Origin of the sequence: Halomonas sp. NO4 (assembly GCF_010994375.1) — a bacterium.
Lineage (GTDB): Bacteria > Pseudomonadota > Gammaproteobacteria > Pseudomonadales > Halomonadaceae > Halomonas.
The window spans coordinates 12199-25443 of record NZ_WHMA01000016.1 but is presented as its reverse complement, the minus strand read 5'-3'; the positions used below and the strand labels follow the sequence as shown (position 1 = coordinate 25443).

The window sequence follows — 13245 nt, the reverse complement described above, 5'->3', positions numbered from 1 at the left end:
GTAGGACTCGTGTCGGTGGCTGAGTGGGTGGGCAGGGCCGTCCAGTATAGCGGCCTGGCAGCGGCTGTGAACCGTTCGCCGCCGCGGGTACAATCACAGGCCACGTCCACCCACCCACAGGATTCGCCGTGGCCGATTCCATCGACCCCTCCTGCTCCACCCTGCAACTGCCCGACGCCGACCTGTGCGAGGGGCTGGTCAGCCTGCGCGACTACCTGCGCTGGGCGGCCAGCGAGTTCCACCTGGCCGGGCTCTTCCACGGCCACGGCAGCGACTCGCCCTGGGACGAGGCGGTGGCGCTGACGCTGGGCGCCCTGCACCTGCCCTGGAACGTCGACCCGGCCGTGCTCGATGCGCGCCTGCTGCCGCTGGAGCGCGCGCGCATCGTCGCGCTGGTACGCGAGCGCATCACCACGCGTCGGCCGCTCCCCTACCTGCTGGGCGAGGCCTTCTTCGCCGGCGTGCCCTTCCATGTCGACGAGCGGGTGCTGATCCCGCGCTCGCCCATCGCCGAGCTGATCGAGGATGGCTTCGCCGCCTGGTTCGGCGATGCGCCGCCGGCGCGGGTGCTCGACCTATGCACCGGGTCGGGCTGCATCGGCATCGCCACGGCGCTGCACCTGCCCATCTGCGAGGTGGACCTCGCCGACGTCAGCGCCGAGGCGCTGGCGGTGGCCAAGCACAACATCGCCCGCCACGACGTCGGCGCCCGGGTGCGCGCCGTGCTCTCCGACGTCTTCGACGGCCTGGCCGGGCAGCGCTACGACCTGATCGTCGCCAACCCGCCCTATGTGGACGCCCGCGACCTGGCCACCATGCCTGCCGAGTTCCGCCACGAGCCGACCCTGGCGCTGGGCGCTGGTGCCGATGGCCTCGACGTGGTGCGTCGGATTCTGCGCGAGGCGCGCGATTACCTGACCGACGACGGCGTGCTGATCGTCGAGGTGGGCAATTCCGACCGCCACCTGGAGGCGGCCTTCCCCGAGTTGCCGTTCCTGTGGCTCGACTTCGAGCGCGGCGGTCACGGCGTCTTCGCGCTCAACGCCGCCGAGCTCGAAGCCCATGCGGGCGCCCTGGCCTGATTCCCTGACTTCACCTGCGAGGACCGCCTCATGTCCGGCAATACCTTCGGCAAGCTGTTCACCCTCACCACCTTCGGCGAAAGCCACGGCCCGGCGCTGGGAGCCATCGTCGACGGCTGCCCGCCGGGGCTGCCGCTCTCCGAGGCGGATCTGCAGCGTGACCTGGACCGCCGCCGGCCCGGCACCTCGCGCCATACCACCCAGCGTCGCGAGCCCGATCAGGTGCGCATTCTCTCCGGGGTCTTCGAGGGCGTAACCACGGGCACGTCCATCGGTCTGCTGATCGAGAACACCGACCAGCGCTCCAAGGACTACTCCGAGATCAAGGATCGCTTCCGGCCGGCGCATGCCGACTACAGCTACCATCACAAGTACGGCATTCGCGACTACCGCGGCGGCGGTCGCTCCAGCGCTCGCGAGACCGCCATGCGCGTCGCTGCCGGTGCCATCGCCAAGAAGTATCTTGCCGCCCAGGGAATCAGCGTGCGTGGCTACATGAGTCAGCTCGGTCCCATCGCCATCGAGTTCAAGCAGTGGGAGGCGGTGGACGCCAACCCCTTCTTCTGCCCCGATCCCGACAAGGTGCCCGAGCTCGAGGCCTTCATGGACCAGCTGCGCCGCGATCAGGACTCGGTGGGGGCCAAGATCAGCGTGGTGGCTGAGGGGCTGCCGCCGGGGCTCGGCGAGCCGGTCTTCGATCGCCTCGATGCCGAGCTGGCCCACGGCCTGATGAGCATCAACGCGGTGAAGGGTGTGGAGCTCGGTGCCGGCTTTGCCGCCGTGGCGCAACGCGGCAGCGAGCACCGCGACGAGATGACCCCCCAGGGCTTTCTCTCCAACCACGCCGGTGGTGTGCTGGGCGGCATCTCCTCGGGGCAGCCGCTGATCGCCCACCTGGCGCTCAAGCCCACCTCCAGCATCACCGTGCCGGGGCGCACCATCGACGTGGATGGCAATCCCGTGGAGGTGGTCACCAAGGGGCGCCACGACCCCTGCGTGGGCATTCGCGCCACGCCCATCGCCGAGGCGATGATGGCGCTCACGCTGATGGACCATCTGCTGCGCCACCGGGCGCAGAACGGTGAGGTGCATGTGGACACGCCGGTTCTACGGTGACGGCTCTGAGGAGACAACCGGGCTTGCTGGGGCTGCTACACTGAAGGCACAGCGAAGCCGAGGTTTGCCATGAAGATCAATGTCGAGTTCGACCTGACCCCCGAGGAGTTTCGTCGCGCCTTGGGCCTGCCGGATGTGGAGGCCTTTCAACAGGAGCTGCTCAACCGGATTCAGAAGCAGATGGAGTCCGGCGTGGAGGGCTACGATCCCATGAGTCTGATGCAGCCCTTCCTACAGCAATCGGGTATGCCTCAGGGCCTGTCTCAGGGGTTGTCCCAGGGGCTGGCCAGCTTCGGCACCTATCAGCAGATGATGCTCGACATGCTGCGCAAGGCGGGTAGCCAGAGCGGACGCGGCGATGACAGCGACACCCAGAAGTCGTCAGAGCAGGAGTCGGCAGCCAAGAGCAAGAGCAAGAGCGAGACGACGTCGGCGGCCAGCGCCAGTTCGCGCTCGCGGCGAAGCCAGTGAGCGGACGCTACCTCGCCGGGTGCGGAGGTGCGCATCGTCGCGGGCGGGTTGCATGGCAGCGCCGCTAGCAGTACGCTTTGTGCAGTGCAGCATGGCGATGTGGCCGACGCTGCGCGCTGTGCATTCCCGCTTCACAGGAGGGTATTCCCATGCAAGACAAGACGCTTGACAACTTGAACCAGCAGACGCGCCAGTTCTTCGAGCCCATGCGGCGTCTCAACTCGCTGATGCTCGGCAACATGGAGAAGATGACTGAGTACCAGCTCGAAGCCATGAAGCGCTATAGCCAGATGGGCACCGAACGCATGCGCAGTGCGACCGAGATCAAGGATGCCGAGGATCTGCGCGAGTTCGGGGCCAAGCAGGCCGAGATGATGAACGAGCTCTCCCAGCAGATGATGGAGGACGCCCAGGCGCTCAGCGAGATGAGCATGGCGTTCAAGAGCGAGATGGAGCAGATGTTCACCGAGACCGGCGAGCAGATGACCGAACAGGCCCGCCAGGCCGGTGAAAGCGCCAAGGCCGCCGCCTCGGGCAAGTCCGAGACGTCGACCAAGTCCGAGGGGCCCGCCAAGGCAACCAGCCAGTCCTCGCGTAGCCAGTCCAACAAAGGCTGAGCCATGCGGTGAGCGCGGAGCCCAAGGAGGGCTTCGCGCATGCCTTGCCCGGAAGGAGGCTCTCTTGCCGGGCAAGGCGTCTTGCCCGACGTGACGTCGGCAACAGTGGTGTCGTGAATTACTCAGTCGAAGCGCAGGAGGGGCTATGCAGCCAGGGGTGGAAGGTCCGTCACAGGCGGAAATGGATGAGTGGAACGATCAGTTGCGAGAGATTGGCCATCAGTATCAGGCGCTCATGCAGGACCTGGTGGCGCGGATGGCGCCCGATACGGCCGCCGACTCCATACAGGCCGATATCCGTGATGCCTTCCAAGCCGCCGCCGAGTCGCTGATGCGCAATCCCCAGCTGTTGTGGCAGACCCAGACACGCCTGCTGCAGGACCAGTTCCAGCTCTGGCAGCAGGGCCTGCGGGCGTTGATCGGCGAGTCGGTCGAGCCGCTCGTCACGCCCGCCAAGGGCGACCGGCGCTTCAAGGATGAAGCCTGGCAGCGCGATCCCTTCTACCAGTCCATCATGCAGCAGTACCTGCTCTTCGCGCGCGCCGTCGATGAACTCGTCGACGACCTGGACGGCCTGCCGGATCAGCAGCAGCGCAACCTCTCCTTCTATGCCCGTCAGTTGGTCAACGCCATGGCGCCAACCAACTTCATCGCGACCAACCCCGAAGTGATGCGCCGTACCATGGAGACGCGGGGGCAGAACCTGGTGGAGGGGCTCGAGCAGCTGCGCAAGGACCTCGCCAACTCCGCCGACGGCCTCAACGTCACCATGACCGACCGCAGCGCCTTCGAGGTCGGCGATAACATCGCGGTGACGCCGGGCCACGTGGTCTACGAGAACGAGCTGATCCAACTGATCCAGTACACCCCGACGACCGAGTCGGTGTTCAAGACGCCGCTGCTGGTCGTGCCGCCCTGGATCAACAAGTACTACATTCTCGACCTGCGCCAGGACAACTCCTTCGTCAAGTGGCTGGTCGACCAGGGGCATACCGTCTTTTTGATCTCCTGGCGCAACCCCGGGCCCGAGCAGCGCGACCTCACCTGGGCTGACTACATGCAGATGGGGCCCATCGCCGCCATGGGCGCCATCGAGCAGGCCACCGGCGAGAAGTCGGTCAACCTGCTCAGCTATTGCATCGGCGGCACCTTGGCCGCCACCACTCTGGCCTATCTCACCAGCACGCGGCGCGGTCGCAAGGTCAAGTCGGTGACCTACATGGCCACCCTGCAAGACTTCCGCGACCCGGGCGAGCTCGGCGTGCTGCTCAGCGAGCCGGTGCTGGAAGGCATCGAGACCAAGCTCGAGCAGGACGGTTACCTGGATGGCCGCTCCATGGCCTACACCTTCAACCTGCTGCGCGAGAATGACCTCTTCTGGTCTTTCTACGTCAGCAACTACCTGAAGGGCGACAACCCGGCGGCCTTCGACCTGCTCTACTGGAACACCGACGGCACCAACCTGCCCGCCGGCACCCACGGCTGGTACCTGCGCAACATGTACCTGGAGAATCGCCTGGTGGAGCCGGGCGGTATCGAGCTCGACGGGGTCAAGATCGATCTGCGCAAGGTCTCCACCCCGAGCTACTTCATCTCCACCCGCGACGACCACATCGCCAAGTGGAACAGCACCTACTACGGTGCCTTGCTGCCCAAGGGGCCGGCGACCTTCGTGCTGGGCGGCTCTGGCCACATTGCCGGCATCGTCAATCCGCCGCACAAGAACAAGTACGGCTACTGGACCAACGACGAGCTGCCCGACGACCACGAGGCGTGGCTGGCCGGTGCCGAGTACCACGAGGGCTCATGGTGGCCGCACTGGCACGCGTGGATGACCGAGAACGGCTACGCCGACGGGGAGAAGCTGGTGCCGGCCCGCCAGCCGGGTGACGGTGAATTGCCCCTGCTCGAGGAGGCCCCGGGTCGCTACGTCAAGATGACCATTCCCGAGGTGCTGGGCGAGACCGCCTCGCCTGAGGAAGACGCGGGCGAGAAAAACGAGAAATAAGGCGTCAGGCGTGACAAACGACAGCAGGGGTGGCCCTTTGCCACCCCTGCTGTCGTTTTGTACCTCGCACCTCACGCTTCACCCCACGCCCGGGCTTCACCCCTCACCTGTATCCCTTCCCCTGAGGCGAAGTCCCGGCATCACCAGCAGAGCGGCAAGGAGCCATACCGGCCAGCTGCCGGTGCGGTTGAAGGGGGTGTGGCCGGCCATGGGCGTGACCTCGCCGGTCAGGGTGGCGACCTCGAACTGCGGGGCGCGGGCGGTGACCCGACCCTGGGCATCGATCACCGCGGTGACGCCGTTGCTGGTGGCACGTACTACTGGGCGGCCGTTCTCTAGGGCGCGCAGACGCGCCATCTGCAGGTGCTGCAACGGTCCGATGGAGGCGCCGAACCAGGTGTCGTTGGAGACCGTCAGCAGCACTTCGGCGTTGCGCGCGCGGCTCGCCACCAGGTCGGCGTAGATGATCTCGTAGCAGATGGCGTTGCCCAGCCGCGTGCCGGCGGCCTCGATGGGCGCCTGGTCGGCGGGCCCAGGCGTCATGGCCGGCATCGGCAGGTCGAAGAAGGCGATGACGCCGCGCAGCAGATTCTCCAGCGGCAGGTACTCGCCGAACGGCACCAGGTGCGTTTTGCGGTATTCGCCCTCGGCGTTGCCGAGCCCGATCACGCTGTTGTAGTAGAGCCCCTCGCCGTCGCGCTGCAGGATGCCGGCCAGCAGGGCGGTATCCGGGGCAAGGCTCGCCTGGGCGCGTTCGAGAATGGGGCGCGCCTCGTCCTCGAACATGGGCAGTGCCGCTTCGGGCCATACGACCAGGTCGGGCTCGTCGCTCAGTTCGCGGGTCAGCGCCAGGTAGGTATTGGCAGCTTCCCGCCGGCCTTCCGGCGTCCACTTGATCAGCTGGGGCAGGTTGCCCTGCAGCAGCGCCACGCGCAGCGGCTCGCCGGTTGGTGTCGTCCACTGGCTCGGCAGCGCCAGCGGGACGAGCCACAGGGCGGCGATGGGGGCGGCGGTCCACCAGCGGCGGCGCAGGAACTCGACGCCCAGGCTGCCGGTGAGGGCGGTGAACAGCGAGAGTAGATAGACGCCCCCCACCGGTGCCCAGGGCGCCAGGGGGGAGTCGACGTGGGCCGTGCCCAGCAGCAGCCAGGGAAAGCCGGTGAACAGCCAGGTGCGCAGCCACTCGCCCAGCACCCAGGCGCCGGCGAAGGTCAGCCAGGTCAGGCGCGGGCCGGCGAGGCGACGATAGAGCCATAGCGTCACGGCGAAGAAGAGCGCCAGGCCGGCCACGAAGAGGCCGGTCAGTGCGAGCGCCAGGGGCACGCCGGTATAGCCGTAGTCGTGGATGGAGACATAGACCCAGGAGGCGCCGGCGCCGAAGAGCCCCAGCCCGTAGCTCCAGCCCTTCAATGCCGCCTGGCCGGGCGTCAGGCGATGGAGGCCGGCATACATCAGTCCGGCGGCGACGGGACCCAGCCACCATAGGGTGAAGGGCGCGGCGGTGAGGGTGGTCAGTACCCCGGCGGCCAGCGCCATGAGGTAGTGCAGGGTAGGGGAGAAGCGCGTCTCGGTCATCGGTCGTCCCTGTGGATGGCGCCGTCGGCTACTCCGCGTCGTCGTCGCAGGGGGTTGCTTCGAGCAGGCGGATGCGGCGATTGTCGGCGTTGAGTACGGTGAAACGCCAGCCGCCGAGATCGGCGTGTTCGCCGCGGCCCGGCAAGTGGCCGAAGCGCTGCATGATAAGCCCGCCGACGGTATCGAACTCGTCGTCGGAGAAGCGGGTGCCGAAGCGCTCGTTGAAGTCCTCGATGGGCGTCAGGGCACGAATCGCATAGCGGCCTTCGCCCAGGTCGCGGATATCGTCCTCTTCCTCGGTGTCGTGCTCGTCCTCGATGTCGCCGACGATCTGCTCGAGAATATCCTCGATGGTGACGATACCCGCGGTGCCGCCGTACTCGTCGACCACCACCGCCATGTGGTTGTGAGTGTCGCGGAACTCCTTGAGCAGGCTGTTGAGCCGCTTGGACTCGGGCACGAACATGGCGGGGCGCAGCACCTCTTCGAGGGAGAAGTGCTCCTGCTCCTCGCTGGGCCGGCTGAGCAGCGGCAGCAGGTCCTTGGCCAGCAGTAGCCCTTTGACCTCGTCAAGATTCTCGCCGATGACCGGGTAGCGCGAGTGGCCGGTCTCGCTGATCAGCGACAGGTACTCCTCGATCGGCTGGTCGACGGCGATGGCCGCGACCTGGGAGCGCGGAATCAATACCTCGCGGACCTGCTGGTCGCTGATCTGCAGGGCGCCCTCGATGATGCGCATGGCATCCTGGTCGAGCTTGAGCCGGCTGGCGGCCTGGCGCAAAAATTCCAGCAGTTCGTCCCGCGAGCTGGGCTCGTCACTGTCACCGGAGAGGGCGCCGAGCAGCTTGTCGAGCCAGGTTCGGTTGCTCGTGCCGGTCGATCGGTCTTCGCTCATGAATCGAGTCTCTCGTTCTCGTTCTCGGAGTCGGCGGGCGGTGCCGGGCCAGCAGCGGGCCGAGGCGCGTAGGGGTCGGCGATGGCAAAGTCGGCCAGCAGGTCGCGCTCGAGCTGCTCCATGGTTTCGGCCTCGGCCTCCTCGAGGTGGTCATGGCCGAGCAGGTGCAGGGTGCCGTGGATGACCAGGTGGGCGTAGTGCTCGGCCAGCGGCTTGTGCTGCTCGGCGGCCTCGCGGGCCACCACCGGGTGGCAGATCACCAGGTCGCCGAGCAGCGGCACCGCGACGCCCGGCGGCGCCTCGAAGGGAAAGGAGAGCACGTTGGTGGGTTTGTCCTTGCCGCGATAGTCGCGGTTGAGCGTCCGGCTCTCGTCGGCGTCGACGAAACGTACGGTGACTTCGCCGCGCGCCTCGCCGGGGTGGCGGGCCAGCACGGCATCGATCCAGGCCTCGAGTTCAGCCTGGCTCGGAAGGCCGTTGGCACGGATGGCAACCTGTCGGTCGATGAGCGGTGCCGTCATGAGTCGTCGGGCTCGCCGTTGCCCCGGTCATGGAGCAGTCTGTTCTGCCTGGCGCGCTCCAGCCGTTCCTGGCGAAGGGTTTCGCGCTCCTCGCGCTGGGCACGCTCCTCGGCCTCCTGGTCGGCCTCGAAGCGGTCGTAGGCCTCGATGATGCGCTGCACCAACGGATGGCGCACCACGTCCTTGGCGGAGAAGTGGGTCACGCCGATGCCGGGGGTGTCCTTGAGCACCTCGAGCACCTGGATCAGCCCCGACGTCTGGCCACGGGGCAGGTCGACCTGGGTGATGTCGCCGGTGATCACCGCCGTGGAACCGAAGCCGATGCGGGTCAGGAACATCTTCATCTGCTCGCGGGTGGTGTTCTGGCTCTCGTCGAGAATGATGAAGGCGTTATTGAGGGTGCGCCCGCGCATGTAGGCGAGCGGGGCGATCTCGATCACCTGGCGCTCGATCAGCTTACCCACCTGCTCGAAGCCGAGCATCTCGTAGAGCGCGTCGTAGAGCGGGCGCAGGTAGGGGTCGATCTTCTGTGCCAGGTCGCCGGGCAGGAAGCCGAGCTTCTCGCCGGCCTCCACCGCGGGACGCACCAGCAGGATGCGACGCACCTCCTGCTGGTTGAGCGCCTCCACCGCTGCGGCCACGGCGAGGTAGGTCTTGCCGGTGCCGGCCGGGCCGATGCCGAAGTTGATGTCGTGGGCGCGGATGCTCGAGACGTAGCCCTGCTGGTTGTGCCCGCGCGGCTTGATCAGCTGCTTGGGGGTGCGCAGCAGCACCTCGTCGTCGCCGGGGCCTTCCTCATCGTCCAGTGCTTCGCGGCCGGACTCCTGCAGGAAGAGGTGCACGGTGTCGGGCGAGAGGTCGCTCGCCTCGGCCTCGCGGTAGAGGTGCTCGAGCACGTTGGCCGCCGCCTTGACGCGCGGGCCGGGGCCGGCGAGCTGGAAGACGTTGCCGCGGTTGCGCAGGGTGACGCCGAGACGGGATTCGACGAGTTTGAGGTGTTCGTCGCGCTGGCCGCACAGGTTGGCCAGACGCTGGGGGTCGTTGGGTTCGAGGCTCAGAGTGATGACGCGGTTGGCCTGAGTGGCGTGCTGGCTCAAGGCAGAAGGATCCCTGCGTTACGTGTGATGGGCCCAGCTTACTGCCCCGGCTCGGGCCGGGGCAATGCGTGGGACGGACGGTGCCGGTACGCTGGCGTCAGTATAGTTCGGGAGAGGCGAGTTCACCGCGCAGGGAGTTGGGCAGCGCCTCGCTGACTTCCACATCGACGAAGTGGCCGATCAGCTCGGTCGGGTTGGCGGCGCGGAAGTTGACCACGCGGTTGTTCTCGGTGCGCCCGGAGAGCTGGCCCGGGTCACGGGGGGCGAAGCCGGTGACCAGGATGCGCTGCACCGTGCCCACCATGCGCCGGCTGATCTGCATCGCCTGCTGGTTGATGCGCTCCTGGAGGATCGCCAGGCGCTGCTTCTTGACCGCCTCCGGGGTGTCGTCGGCCAGGTTGGCCGCCGGGGTGCCGGGGCGCGCCGAGTAGACGAAGCTGAAGGAGTGATCGAAGCCGATGCGATGGATCAGGTCCATGGTCGCCTCGAAGTCCTGCTCCGTCTCGCCGGGAAACCCGATGATGAAGTCCGACGAGAAGCTGATGTCGGGGCGCAGCTCACGGATGCGCTCCATCTTTGCCACGTACTCCTCGACGGTGTGGCCGCGTTTCATGGCGGCGAGAATGCGGTCGGAGCCCGCCTGCACGGGGAGGTGTAGATGGCTGACCAGCTCGGGGATCTCCCCGTAGGCCTCGATCAGGCTGTCGGAGAACTCCACCGGGTGGGAGGTGGTGAAGCGGATGCGGTCGATGCCCTCGACCGCCGCCACGCAGGCGATCAGTTCGGCCAGGTCGATCTCGTCGCCCAGCTGGTTCATGCCGCGATAGGCGTTGACGTTCTGCCCCAGCAGGTTGATCTCGCGCACGCCCTGGTCGGCGAGGTGGATCACCTCGTCCATCACTGCCTCGAAGGGGCGCGACACCTCTTCGCCCCGTGTGTAGGGCACCACGCAGAAGGTGCAGTACTTGGAACAGCCTTCCATCACCGAGACGAAGGCGGTAGCGCCGTCGGAGCTGGGCTTGGGCAGGTGGTCGAACTTCTCGATCTCGGGGAAGGTGACATCGACCACCGAGATCTGGTCCTGCTGGCGCGAGTCGAGCATCGACGGCACGCGGTGCAGAGTCTGGGGGCCGAACACCATGTCCACGTGGGGCGCGCGCTTGCGCAGTGCCTCGCCCTCCTGGCTCGCCACGCAGCCGCCCACGCCGATCACCAGGTCGGGGTTGGCCTCCTTGAGCTTCTTCCAGCGGCCGAGTTGGTGGAACACCTTCTCCTGGGCCTTCTCTCGGATCGAGCAGGTGTTGAGCAGGATGACATCGGCCTCGCCTTCGTCGTCGGTCAGTTCCAGCTGATGGGACTCGCCGAGCAGATCCGCCATGCGGGCGGAGTCGTACTCGTTCATCTGGCAGCCGTGAGTCTTGATGAAGAGTTTCTTCGCCATAAGAATAGGGTCGCGGTCGGTTGCCCGACGCCTGCGTCAACGGTGAATGGTGCGTTGTGGGGGTGTGGCACGGGGCCATGGTGGAGGCGCCCGATTATACGGCAGTGCCCGCAGCGGGGCCAGAGTCGGCGCAATGACGCCCGGTGGCTGTGGTACCCTTGTGTCCCGCGAGAGTCGGGTCGGCGAGAGCATGGCCGGCCGGTGGGCGATCACGCGGTGACCAGGGGGCCGAAAGGCCCGAGGGCCGGCGCCTGGCAGCGTCTCTCCAGCGCTTTTCCCGATGGTTGTCCACAGAAGCTGTGAACAAGTGCAGCGGTGAACGAGTCTCGGCGGGCGCCAAACGTCTCATCGGTCGTCGCGGCAACGGGAGGTTGAGCGGCGGCACGGGTCGCGGCATTACGGGTGCCGCAGGAGCCTTCGACAGTCAGGACAATGGCATGACCATGCAACGAATCAAGACGCTCTTGGCGGGCGTGACCCTGGGGCTTGTCGCCCTGCCGCTGGCCGCCCAGCAGGAGGACGGCCCCACGCACTGGGTCTCCGATGAACTCACTACCTGGGTACGCAGCGGGCCCACCGACGGCTACCGTATCGTCGGCACCCTCACTGCCGGTGAACCGGTCACGCTGCTCGAGACCAGCGGCGACTACAGTCGGATACAGAACGGCGAGGGGGACCCCGTCTGGGTGCTCAGCGAGGAACTGCAGACGGAGCCCAGCGCCCAGCAGCGGCTGCCCGAGCTCCAATCCCAGGTCGAGGCCTTGGAAGCGGAGCTGGCCAGCATCAACGACACCTGGGAGAGCCGGGTAGCCGCCAAGAGCGAGACCCTGGAGGTACGCGAGCAGCGTATCGCCGAACTGGAGACGCGCAACGCCCAGCTCGACCGGGAGGCCGACCAGTCCCGGTCGACCGTTCGCGAGCTCCAGGCGCGCCTCGACACCCAGGAGGAGGACCTGCTGATGCGCTACTTCACCTACGGCGGTGGCGTGGCCGGGGCCGGGCTGCTGGTGGGGTTGATCCTTCCCCACTTGCCGCGGAGGAAGCGCAAGAACGACCGCTGGTTCTAGGCACCCCCCGGGAGGAGATATGGCGCAGGAGTGGCTCGAGCGCTGGCGCGAGGGACGGATCGGCTTTCACCGCCGAGAGACGCATCCGGCGCTGGTGCGCTACTGGCCGCTGCTGGGCGCGCGGCCCGGCACCAAGGTGCTGGTGCCGCTTTGCGGCAAGAGCCTCGACATGCGCTGGCTGGCGCGTCACGACCATCCGGTGCTGGGCATCGAGCTCGCCGGGGCGGCCATCGAACAGTTCGTCTCCGAGGGCGAGGGTGAGGTCTCGCGCTATCACCAGGAGCCCTTCGCCATCTACCGCCAGGGCAACGTCGAGCTGTGGTGCGGCGACTTCTTCCATTTCCACATCGACCAGGCGGCGGAGATCGGCGCCTTCTACGACCGGGCGGCGCTGATCGCCCTGCCGCCGGCCACCCGTCAGCGCTACGCCTTTCACCTCGCCCAGCTGATCCCGCCCGGTTCGCCGGGGCTGCTGATCAGCCTGCGGCGCGCACCGGGCGACAGCGGCGGTCCGCCCTACCATGTGGAAGCCGACGAAGTGCGCGAGCTCTTCGAGCCCAACTTCCAGGTCACCCATCTGGAGGACGGCGAGCCAGAACCGGGCAGCGGCTTCCGTGAGAGCGTCTGGGCGATGGTGCGAAGAGGACCCAAGGTGTAGATCGACCTCTCCATGAATCAGCGAGGGCGCCACTCGGGCGCCCTCGCTGTTTCGGCTGGGTGACGAGTCACCTCGCCAGCAACTGGGCCAGCTCCGGATCCCGAAAGGCGCGATCCAGGGCATCGCCGATCAGGTCGTTGAGCATGCGGGTGTTGGCGTCGCGGTCGGGCCGCAGTGCGTAGCTCTGGGTGCGCCGCGAGGTGTAGGTGCCGGTGTAGGTGGTGCCGCCGTTGACGGCTTTGGCCTCGAGGATGGCCACCAGCCGCGCCTCGTCGAGCAGCGGGCGGCTCTCGCCGCGCTCGTAGCCCAGGTGCTTGAGGGTGAGCGTGAGGCGGGGGCGGTCGCGGGCGGTCTCCGCGGTGGGGGCGAAGCCCATCTCGCGCACCGCGCGCTCGGCTTCGCGCTGCAGGCGCGGCACCAACTCGTGGGCGGAGACGGTGATCACCGCCGTGGACATGGCGCTGCCGGTGCGGGTGCCGATCACCTCGCCGTCGCGCTCGTCAGCGGCCATCACGGTGACGGCCTGGCCGCTGCCCGCGTGGGGGACGGCGGCGCTGCGCCGCGGGTCGAGCTGCAGGTAGTGTGGGCTGGCGCAGCCGGCCAGTAACAGCGTGGCCAGCAGCAGGGCGCCGGCTTGCAGACAGTGACGTCGAATCATCCTGACTCTCCGGTTAATCCTGATAGTCCGTTTAGGGGG

Annotated in this window: 13 protein-coding genes; 7 read left to right on the top strand and 6 right to left on the bottom strand. The window is 67.4% G+C overall.

What is annotated here, in order from left to right; genetic code table 11:
- The first annotated feature begins 128 nt into the window (after nt 1-128).
- The 5 genes from prmB to phaC all read left to right on the top strand — a co-directional run bounded on the left by prmB (nt 129) and on the right by phaC (nt 5294).
- Nucleotides 129-1082: a 50S ribosomal protein L3 N(5)-glutamine methyltransferase gene (gene prmB, locus FEF15_RS12205; protein WP_163559451.1), complete on the top strand. Its 954-nt coding sequence runs from the start codon at nt 129-131 to the stop codon at nt 1080-1082.
- Nucleotides 1083-1112: 30 nt separating this feature from the next.
- On the top strand, nt 1113-2198 hold the full coding sequence (aroC, locus tag FEF15_RS12200) for a chorismate synthase (RefSeq protein WP_163559450.1): 1086 nt from the start codon (nt 1113-1115) through the stop codon (nt 2196-2198).
- Nucleotides 2199-2267: 69 nt separating this feature from the next.
- Complete coding sequence (locus FEF15_RS12195) at nt 2268-2669, top strand: DUF6489 family protein (protein WP_163559449.1); 402 nt, start codon at nt 2268-2270, stop codon at nt 2667-2669.
- Nucleotides 2670-2818: 149 nt separating this feature from the next.
- A complete protein-coding gene (locus tag FEF15_RS12190) occupies nt 2819-3286 on the top strand; it encodes a phasin family protein (protein ID WP_163559448.1) in 468 nt (155 codons plus the stop codon).
- 145 nt (nt 3287-3431) lie between these two features.
- The gene (phaC, locus tag FEF15_RS12185; RefSeq protein WP_163559447.1) at nt 3432-5294 is read left to right on the top strand and encodes a class I poly(R)-hydroxyalkanoic acid synthase; all 1863 of its coding nucleotides are present in this window, start codon (nt 3432-3434) and stop codon (nt 5292-5294) included.
- A gap of 96 nt (nt 5295-5390) precedes the next feature.
- Here phaC and lnt read toward each other — a convergent pair whose 3' ends face one another.
- From lnt to miaB, 5 genes are all read right to left on the bottom strand, one after another.
- The gene (lnt, locus tag FEF15_RS12180) at nt 5391-6869 is read right to left on the bottom strand and encodes an apolipoprotein N-acyltransferase (protein ID WP_163559446.1); all 1479 of its coding nucleotides are present in this window, start codon (nt 6867-6869) and stop codon (nt 5391-5393) included.
- 28 nt (nt 6870-6897) lie between these two features.
- Nucleotides 6898-7764, bottom strand: a complete 867-nt coding sequence (locus tag FEF15_RS12175; RefSeq protein ID WP_163559445.1) for a transporter associated domain-containing protein — start codon at nt 7762-7764, stop codon at nt 6898-6900.
- The gene (gene ybeY, locus FEF15_RS12170; RefSeq protein WP_163559444.1) at nt 7761-8285 is read right to left on the bottom strand and encodes an rRNA maturation RNase YbeY; all 525 of its coding nucleotides are present in this window, start codon (nt 8283-8285) and stop codon (nt 7761-7763) included. The genes FEF15_RS12175 and ybeY overlap by 4 nt, the downstream gene beginning before the upstream one ends.
- On the bottom strand, nt 8282-9382 hold the full coding sequence (locus FEF15_RS12165; protein WP_163559443.1) for a PhoH family protein: 1101 nt from the start codon (nt 9380-9382) through the stop codon (nt 8282-8284). The genes ybeY and FEF15_RS12165 overlap by 4 nt, the downstream gene beginning before the upstream one ends.
- Before the next feature lie 97 nt (nt 9383-9479).
- Complete coding sequence (miaB, locus tag FEF15_RS12160; RefSeq protein ID WP_163559442.1) at nt 9480-10823, bottom strand: tRNA (N6-isopentenyl adenosine(37)-C2)-methylthiotransferase MiaB; 1344 nt, start codon at nt 10821-10823, stop codon at nt 9480-9482.
- A 437-nt stretch (nt 10824-11260) separates the two neighbouring features.
- Here miaB and FEF15_RS12155 point away from each other — a divergent pair, with 437 nt between their 5' ends.
- The gene (locus tag FEF15_RS12155; protein ID WP_163559441.1) at nt 11261-11890 is read left to right on the top strand and encodes a TIGR04211 family SH3 domain-containing protein; all 630 of its coding nucleotides are present in this window, start codon (nt 11261-11263) and stop codon (nt 11888-11890) included.
- Between the two features lie 19 nt (nt 11891-11909).
- Nucleotides 11910-12548 carry a thiopurine S-methyltransferase gene (locus FEF15_RS12150; protein WP_163559440.1) on the top strand — a complete coding sequence of 213 codons (639 nt, stop codon included), beginning with the start codon at nt 11910-11912 and terminating at the stop codon, nt 12546-12548.
- A gap of 67 nt (nt 12549-12615) precedes the next feature.
- Here the strand turns inward: FEF15_RS12150 and FEF15_RS12145 are convergent, their stop codons facing one another.
- The gene (locus tag FEF15_RS12145; RefSeq protein ID WP_163559439.1) at nt 12616-13206 is read right to left on the bottom strand and encodes a YajG family lipoprotein; all 591 of its coding nucleotides are present in this window, start codon (nt 13204-13206) and stop codon (nt 12616-12618) included.
- Nucleotides 13207-13245: the final 39 nt, after the last annotated feature.

What these genes read in the sequence shown, in the direction of transcription:
- lnt (WP_163559446.1), bottom strand. Translation starts at nt 6,869, where the DNA reads ATGACCGAGACGCGCTTCTCCCCTACCCTGCACTACCTCATGGCGCTG.
- FEF15_RS12150 (WP_163559440.1), top strand. Translation starts at nt 11,910, where the DNA reads ATGGCGCAGGAGTGGCTCGAGCGCTGGCGCGAGGGACGGATCGGCTTT.
- FEF15_RS12145 (WP_163559439.1), bottom strand. Translation starts at nt 13,206, where the DNA reads ATGATTCGACGTCACTGTCTGCAAGCCGGCGCCCTGCTGCTGGCCACG.
- miaB (WP_163559442.1), bottom strand. Translation starts at nt 10,823, where the DNA reads ATGGCGAAGAAACTCTTCATCAAGACTCACGGCTGCCAGATGAACGAG.
- FEF15_RS12190 (WP_163559448.1), top strand. Translation starts at nt 2,819, where the DNA reads ATGCAAGACAAGACGCTTGACAACTTGAACCAGCAGACGCGCCAGTTC.
- FEF15_RS12175 (WP_163559445.1), bottom strand. Translation starts at nt 7,764, where the DNA reads ATGAGCGAAGACCGATCGACCGGCACGAGCAACCGAACCTGGCTCGAC.
- phaC (WP_163559447.1), top strand. Translation starts at nt 3,432, where the DNA reads ATGCAGCCAGGGGTGGAAGGTCCGTCACAGGCGGAAATGGATGAGTGG.
- FEF15_RS12155 (WP_163559441.1), top strand. Translation starts at nt 11,261, where the DNA reads ATGACCATGCAACGAATCAAGACGCTCTTGGCGGGCGTGACCCTGGGG.
- aroC (WP_163559450.1), top strand. Translation starts at nt 1,113, where the DNA reads ATGTCCGGCAATACCTTCGGCAAGCTGTTCACCCTCACCACCTTCGGC.
- FEF15_RS12195 (WP_163559449.1), top strand. Translation starts at nt 2,268, where the DNA reads ATGAAGATCAATGTCGAGTTCGACCTGACCCCCGAGGAGTTTCGTCGC.
- ybeY (WP_163559444.1), bottom strand. Translation starts at nt 8,285, where the DNA reads ATGACGGCACCGCTCATCGACCGACAGGTTGCCATCCGTGCCAACGGC.